Raw genomic sequence first — 16497 nt, 5'->3', positions numbered from 1 at the left:
TTGCCTGCTAGATTCTCACAACGGATTTTTTAATGGTTTTACCATTAATGCTTATATAACCCGGCAGCAGGATGTCCGTAATATTCCCTGATATTTTGCTATTGAGGGCCCTTATGTACAAGTCTTCCCTGAAGACCTCATTCATTTTCACTTGCTGTATTCTATATAAAGGTGTTTCGTATGTTTTACTGTATTCTTGAAAGAAATACAGAAAAAGGGCGAGTAAAATCTCTCTTTCCTGCTCCCTTCCTTCCATAATCTCGTTTTTAATAAAGTCCCACAAAGATGAAATGTTTTCATATTGCACACCACAAACTATGAATTCCTGCACCGACCCCCCCTTGAAAATTCCTTTCAACGAACTTTTAGTGGATTGGGATAATTGTTGTACAGCTTCATAAAGTTCTTCCGCTTCCCGATAGTCAGCTCTTCTCTTTTGCAATTCAGCAAAATAGGCTTCCATCTTCCCATTTAGATAGGTGATCTTTATTTGGTACTCACTAATTTCCTCTTTCTTCGACTCAATCTCTTGTTGGAGTCTCGCTATTTCTTTTTCTTTTTCTTTCAGCAGCCCCTTATATTCCCCCATTTGATTAAATGAGCCCGCTTCTGCAATTGCTTTTATCTTTTCAATGACCCTTTCGTCTTGAAGGGAAACCATTAATGACTCAATAAAACCATCACCTAATTCTCTATTCATCTATACACTCCTTTCAAGGTATTTACCAAACCTACTCACTCTGTATATGTATGAAAAGGTTTTTTTGCCATAGAAAAATCCCCTCCCAGATAGACTGTTAGGAGAATACAACCATAGCTTATATTCCAAGAAAGCAGTAGTGAGATTACTTATTTTCAAAAATGCGTATATACCGTATTAATGAAGTATTGATAATATGATGCTTACTATCACTATTCACAATAAAATACTCACAGTGCTCCATCCTTTTCAAGACTTCTTGTAAAACATCTTCTTTTTTACTGCACAATCCTTTTTTTATTTTCTCCCACTTTACATCAGCGTCAAGAGTATAACAAACATTGAATTCCTTTAACAGGCTAATCTACCCCTTAAATGCTTTAGTTTCGTTATCTGTTTTTATTGTTAATATCTAATCCAAATTCAATGATAGCAGTATTAAAACATGTAATTTTTCCTCAATCCGATTTCATAAGCCTACTTAATACTATTCGGTATGATCATATTGTTTAAGTGGGTTGAAATAACTAGGGTTAAACAGCAGGCTTACTGGATAAGAAAAGGCCTCCCATCAGTTAACTGTGGGATTCTTTAAACTTTAAAGACATTTTATGTATCCTTGTTAAACCCTTATATTAACGGATTTAAGCGATGATTACATCCTTTGCCCATTCATCTAAAAAGGACTATATATCATTATTCCGCAAGAGTTCGACTGGATAATTTTAAATCGATATGATTAAGAAGAGGACAAACGCGAACAAAAAAAGCCTTTCTCGTTTTGAGATGGCCTCTAGTTATGCTGTTTCAGCGCAATCACTTAACTTTTACATGCATTGCTTGTTGTTAGTGGGTTCTTGATTGTTCGCATACCTGTTTGTCTGGAAGCTTAAACAAATTATCCATAACAGCAGTAACACAATCCTCGCAATAATAATTGATGAAATCTCTACCTTGTTCAAAAAGTGGTGTCATCGTATCTATGTCTGCCCATTTAAAACAGTAAATACACATTTGCCTCATGATCTATCACTCCTTTTCCATGCAGAAATAATTGGTAATAATCAAAAGAAGAATATGTGCTACCTGTCGACATCTTTCATGAAACGATACTACTTCTGCGCAAAGAAATTCCAGCAGGGGAAAAAACTACTATCATTTATATACCACTTAACCTGAATATTAAACCTCCCCCAAAAAACATTATTCGTTGCCATCAAACTTTTCACCAAGATTTTTTCTTTTTTGGTAGAATTTAACCCAGGATTCAAATTTGCGTTTACTCCGTTTGCTGATAGGAAATAACATAATAAATCTTATAACTATAAACAGAGTAGGAGTGATATTTTTGAAAAGACATTCCAAAAAAATCAAACATAAAGCAAAAACTACTTTGAATAAAATAAAGACTAATATTAAGGAAACATTACGTGATATCGCAGACATTCCAGCAACCTCTGTTCAGCAATTGGCTGATTTTATACAACATCACCCTGATACAAAGGTCACCAAGAAACAAATGCTTGGAATTACCTATGTCTTCTATAGTTTAGAAACAGAAGGGTTTCATTATTATTTAGAAACCAACAAATCAAAAATATTACAATTGGATGGGTATTATGAGAATAGAAAAATGGTATCTTATCGGTCATATCGGGATTATTATCAATTAAATACACCAATAAAAATGCCCAACTAAAATTTCGAGTCTACAGTTATTTAAAGGCTTGTTCAATTTGAACGTTGATTTACCTCTCAGGATGCTCGCTTTTCTAGGGCCGTCCGCCCTCGTTGCCTTTGCTCCCCTTGACACGCTTTTCCCTTAGAAGTCTTGCACACCAATTTCAATCAACTTTGTTTTAACATTTAGGTGGACCCCCTTTTGTTACACAAAAAAGGAGCTGCCAAAGCAGCTCCCTTTTTGAAGCAAGGTACCTTCTCCCATTCATGGTACAGTCATTCAAAGATGATTGTCCCTTTTGTCACTTTCCATCACTGCCAGTTTGTGTGAAAGACCCCTGCTAAATCACGTCGCTCATAGGTATGTGCCCCAAAATAATCACGTTGTGCTTGCAGGAGGTTAGCATTTGAGATGCCTGTCCGATAACTATCGTAATAAGTAAGTGAAGAGCCTAAACATGGGAACGAGATGCCAGAATTTATTCCCTCACAGACAACCTTTCGCAATCCCACCTGGTAATTTGCAACCTTTTTAGCGAAATATGGTGAAATCAATAAATTGGCCAGATTTGGCTGCTCTTGATAGGCTTCGCTAATGACGTTTAAAAATTCTGCCCGAATGATGCAGCCGCCGCGGAAGATAAGCGCAATATCCTTTAAAGGCAACTCCCAGCCGTTAAGTTCTGAACTCATTTTATATTGAGTGAAACCTTGCGCGTATGCACAAACCTTGCCCATATATAATGCTTGCCTAATATAGTCAATCCACTCATTTTTATCTAATTGTTGCTGAACGTTCTCAGGTCCTGTTAGAATGTCTTCTGCATGAACCCTTTCTTCTTTTAAAGCGGAAATGTAGCGAGCAAACAAAGACTCTGTAATAATCGATGCTGGTATACCGTTATCAATAGCTTGCATGCTGGTCCATTTTCCTGTCCCTTTTTGTCCTGCTTTATCAAGAATCACATCGATCAAGGGTAAGCCTGTTACTTCATCTTTCTTCCTTAAAATTTCCGCTGTGATTTCAATTAAATAACTTTTCAGTTCGCCTTGATTCCATGTTTCGAAGATGTCAGCAATTTCATTAACTTCTAAATGCAGTTTTTCTCTTAAAAACGTATAAGCTTCGGCGATTAATTGCATATCCGCATACTCAATCCCGTTATGTACCATTTTCACAAAGTGACCTGCTCCTTTTGGTCCGATATAGGTACAGCAAGGATCATCATTTACTTTGGCTGCGATTTTTGTCAGGATTGGAGCTACTTTTTCATAGGCTTCCTTATCTCCGCCTGGCATGATTGAAGGTCCTTTTAACGCCCCGACTTCTCCACCGGAAATACCAATTCCTACATAACTGAATCCTTTAGATTTCAATTCATCATATCTGCGTTCAGTATCTTCGTAATGGGAGTTACCACCGTCCATGATAATATCACCTGATTCAAGGTGAGGAAGTAATGAAGTGATCACCGAATCGATCGCTTTACCCGCAGTCACCATTAGAAAAATCTTTCTTGGTGTTTCAAGTGACTGAACAAAGTCTTGGATTTCGTAATACGGATGGATCGACTGACCATCCAATTCAGCAACAAGCTGATCCGTTAAATCTCTTGTGTAGTTATAGACAGCCACTTGTTCCCCTTTACTAGCCATATTTAACGCGATATTACTGCCCATTACCCCTAAACCAATGACACCAATTGTATTGTTCATTTTATTTCTGCTCCTTCTATGTAAGAATAATAGGCAGTAAATCCCTGCCATAAGTGGGGGATTTACTGCCGGGAAAGACCTATACAAATAAGCTTAGTAATAGAATAAATCCTAATCCAGCTACTGAAATAATCGTCTCAAGCAAAGTCCACGTTGCAAATGTTTCTTTCATGCTTAAACCAAAATACTCTTTAAACATCCAGAAACCAGCATCGTTAACGTGTGAGGCGATTAAACTTCCCGCTCCTGTAGCAAGTACAACTAGAGCAAGGTTAACGTCCGTCTGACCTAACATCGGAATAACTAGACCAGCTGTCGTTAAGGCTGCAACGGTAGCAGATCCCAATGAAATACGGAGGATTGCCGCGATGATCCAGGCAAGCAAGATCGGTGATAATGAGGTTCCTTTGAATAATTCAGCTACATAGTCACCTACACCGCCGTCGATCAATACTTGTTTGAAGGCTCCGCCGCCTCCAATGATCAAGAGCATCATTCCGATATGCAGAATCGCTGATGTACAAGATTCCATAATATCTTTCATTGGAATCTTTCTTGCTAATCCCATTGAATAGACCGCAAATAATAAGGAAAGCAACATGGAAGTACCTGCTTCGCCAATGAAACGGATAGCTGCCAGTAAACCATTATCTTCAAATCCCATTGTTTTTTGCATCAAAGTGATAATCGTAGCAATTGACATTAATATAACCGGAAGTAGGGCGGTAAATACACTGATCCCAAATCCAGGTGTATCTTCAAGTTTAAATGATTTTTGTTCTCCTAAAGAGGCAATGCTGCCTGTTTTCGTAAATGATTCAGGTACTAATCTTTTGGCTATCTTCGTAAATACTGGTCCAGCCAAAATAACGGTTGGAACGGCAATGATGAAGCCGTAAAGTAAAACCTGACCAATGTCTGCACCATATTCACCAGCAATAACGGTTGGTCCTGGGTGCGGCGGTAAGAAACCGTGTGTTACGGATAATGCCGCTACCATTGGAATACCAAGATACAATATCGAAACTTTTAATTCTCTTGAAATCGCAAAAACGATTGGAATCAATAATACTAAGCCCACTTCAAAAAATAGGGCGACACCGATAATAAATGACGCTGCCACGACAGCCCATTGAATATTCTTTTCACCGAATTTTTTAACAAGGGTCATGGCAATGCGTTGCGCTCCGCCTGAATCTGCGATTAACTTACCCAACATCGCTCCAAGTCCAAAGATTAACGCTAAGTGGCCAAGTGTTCCGCCTAAACCAGCTTCAATGGTTTTGACAATTCCGTCAAGTGGCATCCCAAGTGCTAAAGCCACTCCAAACGATACAATGATCAAGGAAATAAAGGTGTTTAATTTTAAGCCCATTATTAAAACTAATAAGGCGACAATTCCTAAACCGACAATAACTAATGGCATTGTAATCCCCCCATGTCTTTACTTTGCTGCATTTATTAAGTTTCTTTGATAATCCGCAATCTGTGTATATTCGTTTTCCAATACCCTTGATAAGTTGATGAAAATCGGCAGCAGCTGCCTATATTCTTTTACAGAATCAGCTTTCGGTGTGTGCTTGTGGGTATTGCCTATCATTTCAGAAATTATTTCGAAGGAATCAATTTCCCCAGTGGCATATAACCCTAATATACAAGCACCCAGGCACGAACTTTCGTAGCTTTCTGGAACCACGACTTCCGATTCGAAGATATCGGACATCATTTGCCGCCAAACAGCTGACCTTGCGAAGCCTCCCGTAGCTTGAATTCGGGTCACGGGACCGTCCATGCATTCGGTTAAGGCTAAAAATACTGTGTATAAATTGTAAATGACTCCCTCTAGAGCCGCTCGAATCATATGTTCTTTCTTATGCGACAGTGTTAATCCGAAAAATGAACCCCGTACGTCCGGATTCCATAATGGTGCACGTTCACCTGCAAGATATGGATGGAATAACAATCCATCAGCGCCTGGTCTTACGCGTTCGGCAATTTTGGTCAAGACTTCATAAGCGTCGATTCCGAGTCTTTTAGCCGTTTCCACCTCAGAAGAAGCAAATTCATCACGAATCCAGCGAAGGACCATCCCGCCATTGTTTACCGGTCCGCCAATCACCCAATGCTTTTCCGTTAAGGCATAGCAAAAGATTCTTCCTTTTTCATCTGTTTTCGGCTCGTCAATAATCGTCCGAATCGCACCGCTTGTCCCAATCGTGACAGCGATTTCACCTTTCCGGATAGCGTTTACACCTAGATTTGAAAGGACACCATCACTTGCCCCAATGACAAAAGGGGTTTCTGGGTCAATCCCGATCTGTTTGGCTAAATCCGGGTCACAGTTGTTAAAGATTTTGGTTGTTGGTACGAGTTCAGATAATTGATTACGCGTGATTCCAGCAATTCTTAGGGCTTCCTCATCCCAATCCAAATTTTTGAGATTCAACATGCCCATCGATGAAGCAAGGGAATGATCGACAACATATTGATCAAAGAACTTTTTAAAGATATATTCTTTAATCCCGATATACTTTTTAACATGAGTTGCGATCTCCGGGCGATCATTCACGATCCAGGTAATCTTGGATAATGGTGACATCGGGTGAATCGGTGTTCCGGTTCGCTTGTAAACTTCATGTCCATCTAATTCATCCTTTATTTTATGGGCCCAAGCTTCACTGCGATTATCTGCCCAAGTGATGCAAGCGGTTAGCGGCTGGTCATTTTCATCCATAGCTATAACACTATGCATCGCACTGCTAAATGAAATAAATGATGGTTTTTTATCTGGATGCTTCTTCGTTATATTTGAAAAGGCTTTCAGAACAGCCTGAAAAATCTCCTCAGGGTCTTGTTCAGCCGTTGTCATATCCGGTGTGTAAAGAGGATAGCCAATATTCTCTTGTTGGATGACATCGCCTTTTTTCGTGAATAATACAGCTTTTGTACTTGTTGTACCGATGTCTACTCCTAACATATAGCTAGTCATTTTCTTGTTCGACTCCTTTTGAAAGCATCTGTTGGGCCATCCATAAGTCTCCCACTTTTCCTTGAACATCATCAAAGTTCTCATGTAACGACTTAATCATGATGTCTCGATCTTTTGTTTTGATCGCATCAATATAAAGTTGATGATTATTTATGATCCGTGTAAAGTCTTCATACTTTTCTTTAAAACGACTGCGCATGGATAGAAGAATCAAACTTTCCATCACAGGTTTTAAATTATCCCAGATCATCTGGATGTAGGAATGATCGATGGATCGAATGATCGTTTCATGGAATAGAACATCCTGATAGGAAAACTCATCAGCATCCAGGTATTTTATGGACACTTTCATCATTTCCAATATTTTACTAAGTTCCATTACTAATTCATCCGTGTTCAACCTTACTAGACGTTCAAATACAAACGTTTCGATGAGTATACGTACATCATAAATTTCTGCATACTTTTTTTCTGTTAAACCAATGACAACCGCACCCATTCTTTCTAATCGGATGATATTTTCAGAGGCTAGTATTTTTAACGCATCACGAACTGGTGAGCGGCTTACACCGAAATCAGCAGCTAATTTATTTTCAGATAGGATGGCACCGCTTTCAATCATCCCCGAAATAATACGCATTCTAAGCTCGGATGTAACACGATCACCAGCTGAAGCTTTTGAAAGCCATTTTACAGGATAAAGAAATTCCTTTGATTCAGCCATATATTCACCTTCCCTTAGAGTTCAAGTACACTTGTATACAAGTATTATAATAAAAATAATTAATAATGCAAGTTTTTTGAATTCAACTAGATTCTCGTTCATATAGGCAAAGATTATTGGGAGTTTAGAAGGTTCTGGGGGGAAAAATGAATAGAAACATAGAATGGTAATATTTTGGTCTATTTGGGATTAACTGCTACTCCGAACAACTGTATGAATGAAGCCCACGTCATTTTGGGCAGACTTTGCCCACTGATGAGGTTAGCGTCCTATTAGAGATTGCACGTTACTGGCCGGCTAATATAGGTTGCTACTCGAGGGGATCTAGCTGCCTTCCTAAATTTACTTAGATAGCCCTCATTCACCTTTTAAATAAACCACCATTGATAAACCTGCTTGGGTTTTGCTTCGCCACGAGACATGTACCCCTGGCCTTGAAACCTCCTTTTGTCTTTTGTCTTCGGCCTTAGCCTTGTTCTCTTTGACTTGCTTCTAGGTCTTGTTGTGATATGCGAGCGAGCACAGGTCGCTACTCGCGGCGATTTAGCTGCCTTCAGTACGATCGTAGGTTGTTCCTCATTCACCCCTGTATATTTCTTTAGTACTGAAAGGTGTGTTCTTTTCAAACACATACGCTTTCAATCTTGGTTGGAAGAATCGAAAGGGTTCAGGATTTTGCTGATGTTGATTTACAGAATGGTAAGAAGTTATCGAGCTAATTATGAATGCGTAGAATATCTACAAACAACAAAGCAGTGCCTCCCGAAAATTGGGATCACTGCTTTGTTGTTTGTAATTCAAAGGAGGAGGAAAGAAAACTTCTTATACTCTAGAGGCCTGTCTCTTGGTAAGGCTAAATAATATAGAAGCTACATGCAGTAATTATTGCTAAAACAAGCTTTTTGCAAAAGTCCGGTAAAGAGTATTATATAAACTTAATTAAGTGGATCTTCCATTTAATTTTTTTCATTTCCACAGCCAATAACCAGCAGTTATTTAGAAGCTTTTAATTTTGTCGATATCTACTCAGAATTTGTAGATATTTCTCGGGAAATTGTTGAAATTTGAAAATAGTGATTCTGAATAAGTGAAAAAAAGGAATTTCTACTTTTGATTTGATTATCTTAGGTTTAAATAGTTATTAACGAAAATTAACACCTGAATATCGTAAAGGAAAAGATAATGAAACCTTTTTCTTATTGAAGTAATGTTTCGTAATGGGTTTTGTTGTTCAGTTTTAAGCTATGGCATATCATTTGTCAGTTAGATATCCATTTCACGTGTAGCTGTGAGTTCATTGGGTAAAAACAAGCTCCCTTTTAATTGAATGAGAACATGGATCAAATTGTCATATGTATCGGGTATCGCTATCTCGGTTTCATTGGTGCCTTCTAATCTTTCTTTTTCAAAGGTCTTTAGCTCTATCGTTTAGGGGGCTGCCCGTCGCGTAACACTTAAGCGTTTCGATGTCGGATTGATCGAAGGAATGAACATTTACATATTTTAACAATTAATATCCATTTCGCTCTAAGTTTTAAACATACTTACGAACATTGATTTTGCATCTCCACTTCTTTGCCACTTCCTTGAAAGAGGAACCTCATTCATTCGGATGTATATCCTGTCGCATATCGGACCTTCCTTTCTAGTAAAGATGAAGGTTCTGTGGATTAATTTTCATGTTATATCGCCCAGCGATACGAAACACAAAAAAGAACCGATATGGTCCTTTCTTGGGAACACTATTGAGGACATGGATATTGCTGGAGCTGAGAAACCGTTAACCTAAGACATATCGTTTGTCAGTGGACGTTCATTTCAAGCGTAGCAGCGAGTTGATTGGTTAAATTTGTTTGGAATTATGGGGTAAGCTGTCTTATATATCGGGTATCGCTATCTCTTTTTCATTGGTACCATCTAATCTATCTTTTTGTAGATACACAAGGTCTTTAGCTGTACCCTCTAGGGACTTGTCCGTATCGCGTAACGCTATGTGCGCTTCGATATCAGACTGAAGAAAGATAGGCAACCACCATCTTAAAAACTCATATCCGTTTCATTCTAAGTTTTGACCATACTTTTGAACAGTGGATGTGCATCCCCTATTCTTCTTTCACTACATTAGAAGAGAATACTCGTTCATTCGGAGGTATATCATGTTTGCATATCAAACGCCGCTTTACTATTAAACCTAAAGGTTCGAATTTATTTGCAAGTTATATCGCCCAGCGATACGTAACACAAAAAAAAGAGCCGATCAATCCCTGCTGGAGCACCTCTAGTAAGAATGAATCCTGTTTTTGAATGCAAAGTGTATTTTGTTTTAGTTGCATATCGCTTAAACAAATCCTCAATGAATTTCAATTGAGCCTTCGCCTGCCTTTGGTAGAACGCCCGATACATTGGTATCGCCGAGCATTTACATAACTGGTGCTAAATCCTGTAAAGTTGAAAAATTCTTTCTTCATTCTATTTTCAGCTACGCGAATCATATAAGGCACTATGAATTTTTTTAAGTTTTGTGGATTCGCATCTCAATGCTTTCCTTATTTTCTGAATATGGAGAAAAGCCCCCGCCATTTTTCGGAACGTTTTTGTATAGACTCTTCTAAACGTTTATTAAATTCATTTTGTGAACTCCATTCTTTTTTCTGTTCGTCCCGCATATTTTGTATTTCTTTTTGTAAGAGTTCACTTTTTTGTTTTTCTTGTTCCAGCAATGTTTCGTAATGGGTATTTTGTTGTTCAGTTAATTGTTCAATTTTAGAATTAGTTCTTTGCGCTGAATTTCCAATACTAGAACTTATAACATGATGATCTTGCTGGAGCCGGGAAACCTTTGTTTTAAGCTGTGACATATCGTTTGTCAGTTGGACATTCATTTCACGTGTGGCTGCGAGTTCATTGACTAAAAACATTAAGACCTCGTTTAATTGATTGGGGTCGTGGGGTGAATTTTCATATGTATCGGGTATCGCTATCTGTGTTTCATTGGATTCTTCTAATCTTTCTTTTTGCTGATATACCAGGTCTTTAGCTGTATCGTCAAGGGGCTTGTCCGTATCGCGTAGCGCTATAAGCGCTCCGATGTCAGATTTAACAAAGATACGTCGATCTCCATCTTTCAAAAACTCATATCCATTTCGCTCTAAGATTTGACCATATTTTCGAACAGTGGGAGTTGCAATCCCCACTTCTTCCGCCACTTCCTTGGAAGAGAAAGCTCGTTCATTCAGTTGTATATCGCGTCGCATATCGGGCCTCTTTTCTATAACTAGTTGTATCTGTAGTCTACCTGACCTTAAATTTTCTGTCTAGATAAGTATAGCCTATCTAGAAGTCGTTAGGGATAGCGATAAGATTCCCTCCCCCCCTCTGTTTCCATATAGAATTAGATCATCCACCGATATTCTATCATCGCTGCTTGCTAGATTAACTTTGTGCATTTTCTTTCGAAGTGCTCAATAAAGTAGAATTACATCCTAAATTCATCGGCTCTTTTACATAACCAGCTCTGAGTCCTTTTCTACTAAAGCTGTTTTGGCATACTTTGTTGCTATTTACCAAGTAAAGCGGTGTGGTTGATTTTCTCTCCAGATGCTCGCTTTCCGCGGGGCGGGCGGTGAGCCTCCTCGTCGTCGTAAACGCCTGTGGGGTCTCACCTATCCCGCTGCTCCCGCAGGAGTCTCGCACTTGCGCTCCAATCAACCTTAAATCGTTTTGTTTTAAAAACAACAATCTTTACGAAAAGAGCCTCTAATAAAAGTGGCCGGCCGATTATTGAAACCAAGTCCATTCATCCACCTAAGTGTTTATTATTGTTTCTCATCTAATATAGCTTTGACTTGTTTTATAAGAACTTCCCATTGATTTGTTTCTTGGTTGATTATATTAGCCTTCCGTAGCATTCAAATTGATGAAAGACTTGTGAAAATGCTGAAACATAATAAATTAAGCAAAAATGGGTCGTTGCGGAGACTCCCCTTACACCAATTTGGACCGATTCTATTATTTTTTTACACTAAAAAAAGCTCGGCCCAAATGGCACATTATATGCCTTTTGGGTCAGCTCCTTTTCTCATTATTTCATCAGCTTTGCTACTGGCTTCGAAAGAAGCAATAAAACAATACCTAAACCAATTGTTACAAAACCAATTACACTGAAGATTTCCAAGTAACCTAAAGACTGCGTATATGCAGCTAATTGGCCGGCTACCATATTAGCTACTGCTGAACTTGCCAGCCATACTCCCATTAGAAGAGAGGCAAGCTTGATTGGAGCAATTTTACTTACCATCGATAAACCAACTGGTGAAATCATTAATTCGGCTAATGTATGAAGGAAATACGTTACAATCATGAACAGGATGTTTACTTTAAGCGCTGTATCGTTTCCTGTATACATAACAGCAGGAAGCAGTACTAAGAAACCTAAACCAACAGTGACTAAACCAAGAGCCATCTTCGTTGGAGTTTTTAAGTCACCGCGTTTTGAACTGCCAAGCTTGTACCATAAAGCAGACATAATTGGCGCTAAAATCACGATGAATAATGGGTTCAATGACTGGAACCAGGCAGTTGGAACCTCAAAACCAAATACATTCCGATCAATTTGGTCATTAGCATACAATGTCAATGAACTTCCTGCCTGCTCGAAAGCGGCCCAGAACGCTATAACGAAGACTGCCAAAATAACGATGGCCGCTGTACGTTTTTGTTCTCTTTTCGTTAACGGTGCAGCTGATTTTTGACCTGCTGTAATTTCCGGTTTGCCAGTAGGTTCTTTACCGATATCACCTAAATAGCGATTGCCTAATAGGTTGAAAACTAACTGACCTACAATCATGCCAATTGCTGCTGTCAAGAACCCATATTTATAGCTCATAAGCCCAACTACTAATGGTGCAAAGAAAGCCCCAACGTTAATACCCATATAGAAGATGGTGAAAGCTCCATCACGACGCGGATCGTTGTCTTCATAAAGATCACCAACAATTGTCGAGATGTTTGGCTTGAAGAAACCATTACCGATAATCAATAAACCAAGACCAATGTAAAGAGCAGTCAAACTCTGACTTGCGAATAGCGAAAAGTTACCAAGCGCCATTAAAATACCGCCAATCGTGATCGCCAATCTTCTGCCTATGAAACGGTCAGTCAAGTATCCGCCAATCATCGGCGTAATATAAACGGCACCAGTAAAGAATCCGTATATGCCCATAGCCGCAGTTTTGTCGACTCCAAGCCCGCCGTTTACAACAGTTGCCGTTAAGTAAAGAACAAGAATTGCTCTCATTCCGTAATAGCTGAAGCGCTCCCATGCCTCAGTAGCGAACAGCATATACAGTCCAGGAGGATGCTTCTTCCTAGGCTGGTTTGACTCGTTTGGCTGCTGAACATCATCTTTTAATAGTGCTTGCATAATAAAGTCCCCCTAAATATGGTTAAATATTAAACCATTCATTCGCAAAATAATTGCATTTAATAGAATTATTGATTCGTTCAACCTACGCCTAATACGATGTTGGCGACGCATGTCATCCAACCCACCATCAGTAAGCGTTTACATTTTTTTAATCTTAGCTATGGTTCAAAAGGAATCAGATAGCAAAATCTAAATGAACATTAATTCTTATAAATTCATTCATTTTACTCGAAGACGTCCAATGAAGACATTTAAATTTTAAAGAATCTTTAGTGTTGTAAAATAATTTTATATTATCAGAAAATATAAAAATACAGAAAAAAAAGAAAAAAAGTCCTGCTGCATTAACGGTCTGTGCAGTATTGGAGACTCCCATCATAATAAAAAAAAAACTGCCTTGTATTAAGGCAGTTTTTTAGTCAACAATCCATTGATATAAATTTTTCGGTCTTCCTATTTTTTGATAACTCACAATAGTTTCCACTTTTCCTTCATCAAGTAAATGCATTATATAACGATAGACGGTCGGATAAGCCAAACCCACTTCTTTAGAAATGGTATCAACGGAAAAGGGTTCACGATTAGAATGTAGAAAACCACTAACGTGACAAAGTGTTTTCTTACTAATTCCCTTTGTTACAAATACATCCTTTTCTTCACTGGACTTTTGCTGCGGAGCTGATTGAGTTAATTTTGCAAGGCGAGCATGAAGTTGAATTCTTGAAATCAAATCAGGCGCTTTTACAGGCTTTAACGCAAAATCCGTTGCGCCTGCTTCAAGAAAGCGATCAGCAATTTCCTGTCGTTCATCGACTGTTAATACAAGAATCGGAACATCAGCATTAAGTTTACGAAGCTCACCCACTGTTTTTATTCCGTCCATTTCCGGCATATGATAATCAACTAAAACAACATCCGCTCCTTTTTCTGCAAACACATTTAACCCTTCTTTTCCGTTGTTAGCCGTAGCTACATTCCAGCCGGCAAATTCACAAATTTCACTTAGCATATATTGAATTGATGCATCATCATCAATAACTAAAATGTTCATCTTGAAACACTCCTCTCAGCTAGTTTAATCCAAATTATTGTCCCGTGCCCAAGCTTGCTGTCAATTTCTAAAGATGCACCATGTCCTTCAGCAACTTGTCGTACGAAAGCTAACCCCATCCCTGGATGCGATTTCGTACTAAACCCAGCTTTCCATATTTTCAGCTGCTCTTTAGGTGAAATCCCTTTCCCATTATCTGATACGCCCAACCAAAGTTCATTTTCATAGGTTTTCACCTTAAGCAAAATCTTGCCATCCTCTATTCCATTCACTGCATCGTAAGCATTGTCAATTAAATTCACTAATGCCCTCGTCATTCGGATTTTATTAATTAAAATTTTAATTTCAGGATCTGTTTGAAACTCTACCTTCAGATTAAGATTTGTCCCGCTCAGTCTGCTTGCTTCGACGTATTCAACTAAATCTTTTATACGGCACCAATGTTTTTTATCATCATATAAAATCTCGGAAATCATGTCGCTAACGGAATGAATCGATGATGAAACCTTTTGACAATATTCTTTAATTTTAGAATCGTCCACTTTCAAACTAATTAAAGAATTTAGCCCCTCAATTGCTGTGAGAGGTGTTTTTAAATCATGGACCAGATATAGTGCTTCTCGTCCTGATCTTGACTGCATTGCTTCTAACTGCGCATAATGAAGCTCTTGCTTTATCCGCCACTTTTGTTCAGCTAATGAAAAATACACAGCTAAAATAACAGCATTAATAACAAAAATTAAACACAAAGTTAAACTGTACAATGTTAATGATTGCTCAAATCCAATTTGAACCGCTATATCTTTTAATTCCTTTGAAATCGTCCCTTGGCCAAATCCATATTGGGATAAAGAAGGAATCTCATTCAGCCATTCAATCCCAAAGATTAATTGAGAACAAATAATCGTTTTAATAATTGGCTTTAACCTATCCTTTTCAAAGGCTTGCAATAATAAGATGGCTAACAACAATAACAATGCATATGCGCTAAATGAGTATGTTAAAGAATAATAAGCATTTATCACGATATAGTCGAGAGGAATAACAATAAGAGGAATGATAATTTTTAACCATGGACGGTTTAAACGATCACCAATTTCGTCTCCCAACAGGAGTGCACCAATATAATGAAACAAAGCTAAAACTGTATTTAAAGAAATTAACAAAAAAACGGCAAGCATTAACTTATTTCCTGTTTCTTCACCTTCTCTTAATGAAATAAGCAAATCAGTAAGACCAATTTCGTCAGGACCCAACCACGATAGTAAGAATACCCCGAATAAAATCACTCCGATTTTCATCCATATTGTCCAAGACTTCATAAGACTAGATATCATAATCATTTCACCTTTTAATAGATTAATTGCCTATAGAATAGAATGATAACCATTCTTTCATTTCGTATTTATTTTAAATTTATATATACCCTTGCATAATCTCATTATACGCAATTCATCATAATTATGAAATTTATAAAAAAATGGGTTTTGGGTGCAAAAATCCGAACAGCTTGCAAGTAATCTCTAAATCTATAAAAACGTATAAAAATAGAAAGCTGCCAAAAAACAAAACGTTTATCGCCAGCCTTTTTACATTTTTTAGGGTCTTTAAAAACCTCATTATTCTATCACTCGGGAACCCTCTTGCCTTTTGCTAACTTGCTTTCATTTCTCTCTTCAGGAGCGAAATCTCTATTCGTTTTTCTTTCGTTACTCTTTGCCAAATTATAGCCGTAATCAACCCAACAATCGTCAACCCTAAATAATACCTTATAACCGTCTGTACCACTCCAGTGGTCCAAACAAGCACCTGCAACAATTGGCATAAAGATTTCTCCGCTATACCCAATAATCATCAAGGGAATGGCAACTGTTCCTGTTGTTTCGACAGGATAGTCTCCTTCCACCAAAATAGCGAAGTGCGTTGCCTGTAATGCATACATTGATATATAAATAATCGCACTTGATCGTTTGTTTCAACGCCCTCAGCGATGACTTGAAGTTTTAATAACTGTGCCATTAGAATAATAGTCTTGATGATGGTTTGATCATTTAAGTCATGAGTACCTTCAGACATAAAGGATTGATCATTTTCAGGCATATCAACTGGGAATCGTTTAACCTTTCTGCTTCGACATGGGTGTGTCGAAGTTTTTTTACCATTGTCCATATCCACTTCGGATCAACTTCATATAATTATTAGAGTACTAATA

Annotated in this window: 12 protein-coding genes; 1 reads left to right on the top strand and 11 read right to left on the bottom strand. The window is 38.1% G+C overall.

The window, feature by feature from the left end:
• Positions 1 to 7: 7 nt before the first annotated feature.
• Positions 8 to 700, bottom strand: coding sequence for a coiled-coil domain-containing protein (locus ACFVS1_RS25420; RefSeq protein ID WP_387551853.1), 693 nt, complete (start codon positions 698 to 700; stop codon positions 8 to 10).
• 1348 nt (positions 701 to 2048) lie between these two features.
• Between ACFVS1_RS25420 and ACFVS1_RS25415 the strand changes: the two genes are divergently transcribed.
• Complete coding sequence (locus ACFVS1_RS25415; RefSeq protein ID WP_352926617.1) at positions 2049 to 2399, top strand: hypothetical protein; 351 nt, start codon at positions 2049 to 2051, stop codon at positions 2397 to 2399.
• A gap of 293 nt (positions 2400 to 2692) precedes the next feature.
• Here the strand turns inward: ACFVS1_RS25415 and gnd are convergent, their stop codons facing one another.
• From gnd to ACFVS1_RS25365, 10 genes are all read right to left on the bottom strand, one after another.
• Positions 2693 to 4096 carry a decarboxylating NADP(+)-dependent phosphogluconate dehydrogenase gene (gene gnd / locus ACFVS1_RS25410; protein WP_387551850.1) on the bottom strand — a complete coding sequence of 468 codons (1404 nt, stop codon included), beginning with the start codon at positions 4094 to 4096 and terminating at the stop codon, positions 2693 to 2695.
• Positions 4097 to 4175: 79 nt separating this feature from the next.
• Positions 4176 to 5522 carry a GntP family permease gene (locus tag ACFVS1_RS25405; RefSeq protein WP_352926611.1) on the bottom strand — a complete coding sequence of 449 codons (1347 nt, stop codon included), beginning with the start codon at positions 5520 to 5522 and terminating at the stop codon, positions 4176 to 4178.
• Positions 5523 to 5540: 18 nt separating this feature from the next.
• Positions 5541 to 7085, bottom strand: a complete 1545-nt coding sequence (gene gntK / locus ACFVS1_RS25400; RefSeq protein WP_387551847.1) for a gluconokinase — start codon at positions 7083 to 7085, stop codon at positions 5541 to 5543.
• Positions 7078 to 7809 (bottom strand): GntR family transcriptional regulator, encoded by a 732-nt coding sequence (locus ACFVS1_RS25395; protein ID WP_387551844.1) that lies wholly within the window; start codon positions 7807 to 7809, stop codon positions 7078 to 7080. The genes gntK and ACFVS1_RS25395 overlap by 8 nt, the downstream gene beginning before the upstream one ends.
• Before the next feature lie 2546 nt (positions 7810 to 10355).
• Positions 10356 to 11063, bottom strand: coding sequence for an SH3 domain-containing protein (locus tag ACFVS1_RS25390; protein ID WP_387551841.1), 708 nt, complete (start codon positions 11061 to 11063; stop codon positions 10356 to 10358).
• An 827-nt stretch (positions 11064 to 11890) separates the two neighbouring features.
• Complete coding sequence (locus ACFVS1_RS25385; protein WP_387551838.1) at positions 11891 to 13231, bottom strand: peptide MFS transporter; 1341 nt, start codon at positions 13229 to 13231, stop codon at positions 11891 to 11893.
• A gap of 418 nt (positions 13232 to 13649) precedes the next feature.
• Entirely contained in the window at positions 13650 to 14285 is a 636-nt protein-coding gene (locus ACFVS1_RS25380; protein ID WP_387551836.1) for a response regulator, read from the bottom strand.
• The gene (locus tag ACFVS1_RS25375) at positions 14282 to 15622 is read right to left on the bottom strand and encodes a sensor histidine kinase (RefSeq protein WP_352926594.1); all 1341 of its coding nucleotides are present in this window, start codon (positions 15620 to 15622) and stop codon (positions 14282 to 14284) included. Before ACFVS1_RS25375 ends, ACFVS1_RS25380 begins: the two co-directional genes overlap by 4 nt.
• Positions 15623 to 15912: 290 nt before the next feature.
• The gene (locus ACFVS1_RS25370; protein ID WP_352926591.1) at positions 15913 to 16110 is read right to left on the bottom strand and encodes a hypothetical protein; all 198 of its coding nucleotides are present in this window, start codon (positions 16108 to 16110) and stop codon (positions 15913 to 15915) included.
• Between the two features lie 29 nt (positions 16111 to 16139).
• A complete protein-coding gene (locus ACFVS1_RS25365) occupies positions 16140 to 16454 on the bottom strand; it encodes an EAL domain-containing protein (RefSeq protein ID WP_387551908.1) in 315 nt (104 codons plus the stop codon).
• Positions 16455 to 16497 lie beyond the last annotated feature (43 nt).

It is taken from the genome of Peribacillus sp. NPDC058075, from assembly GCF_042885195.1.
Taxonomy (GTDB): Bacteria; Bacillota; Bacilli; order Bacillales; family DSM-1321; genus Peribacillus.
This window is presented reverse-complemented; position numbering and strand designations above follow the sequence as displayed.

Excerpts from the sequence above, each read along its gene's own strand:
- ACFVS1_RS25405 (WP_352926611.1), bottom strand. The coding sequence starts at position 5,522 with ATGCCATTAGTTATTGTCGGTTTAGGAATTGTCGCCTTATTAGTTTTA.
- gnd (WP_387551850.1), bottom strand. The coding sequence starts at position 4,096 with ATGAACAATACAATTGGTGTCATTGGTTTAGGGGTAATGGGCAGTAAT.
- ACFVS1_RS25390 (WP_387551841.1), bottom strand. The coding sequence starts at position 11,063 with ATGCGACGCGATATACAACTGAATGAACGAGCTTTCTCTTCCAAGGAA.
- ACFVS1_RS25395 (WP_387551844.1), bottom strand. The coding sequence starts at position 7,809 with ATGGCTGAATCAAAGGAATTTCTTTATCCTGTAAAATGGCTTTCAAAA.
- ACFVS1_RS25385 (WP_387551838.1), bottom strand. The coding sequence starts at position 13,231 with ATGCAAGCACTATTAAAAGATGATGTTCAGCAGCCAAACGAGTCAAAC.
- ACFVS1_RS25420 (WP_387551853.1), bottom strand. The coding sequence starts at position 700 with ATGAATAGAGAATTAGGTGATGGTTTTATTGAGTCATTAATGGTTTCC.
- gntK (WP_387551847.1), bottom strand. The coding sequence starts at position 7,085 with ATGACTAGCTATATGTTAGGAGTAGACATCGGTACAACAAGTACAAAA.
- ACFVS1_RS25370 (WP_352926591.1), bottom strand. The coding sequence starts at position 16,110 with ATGCCAATTGTTGCAGGTGCTTGTTTGGACCACTGGAGTGGTACAGAC.
- ACFVS1_RS25365 (WP_387551908.1), bottom strand. The coding sequence starts at position 16,454 with ATGGACAATGGTAAAAAAACTTCGACACACCCATGTCGAAGCAGAAAG.
- ACFVS1_RS25375 (WP_352926594.1), bottom strand. The coding sequence starts at position 15,622 with ATGATATCTAGTCTTATGAAGTCTTGGACAATATGGATGAAAATCGGA.
- ACFVS1_RS25380 (WP_387551836.1), bottom strand. The coding sequence starts at position 14,285 with ATGAACATTTTAGTTATTGATGATGATGCATCAATTCAATATATGCTA.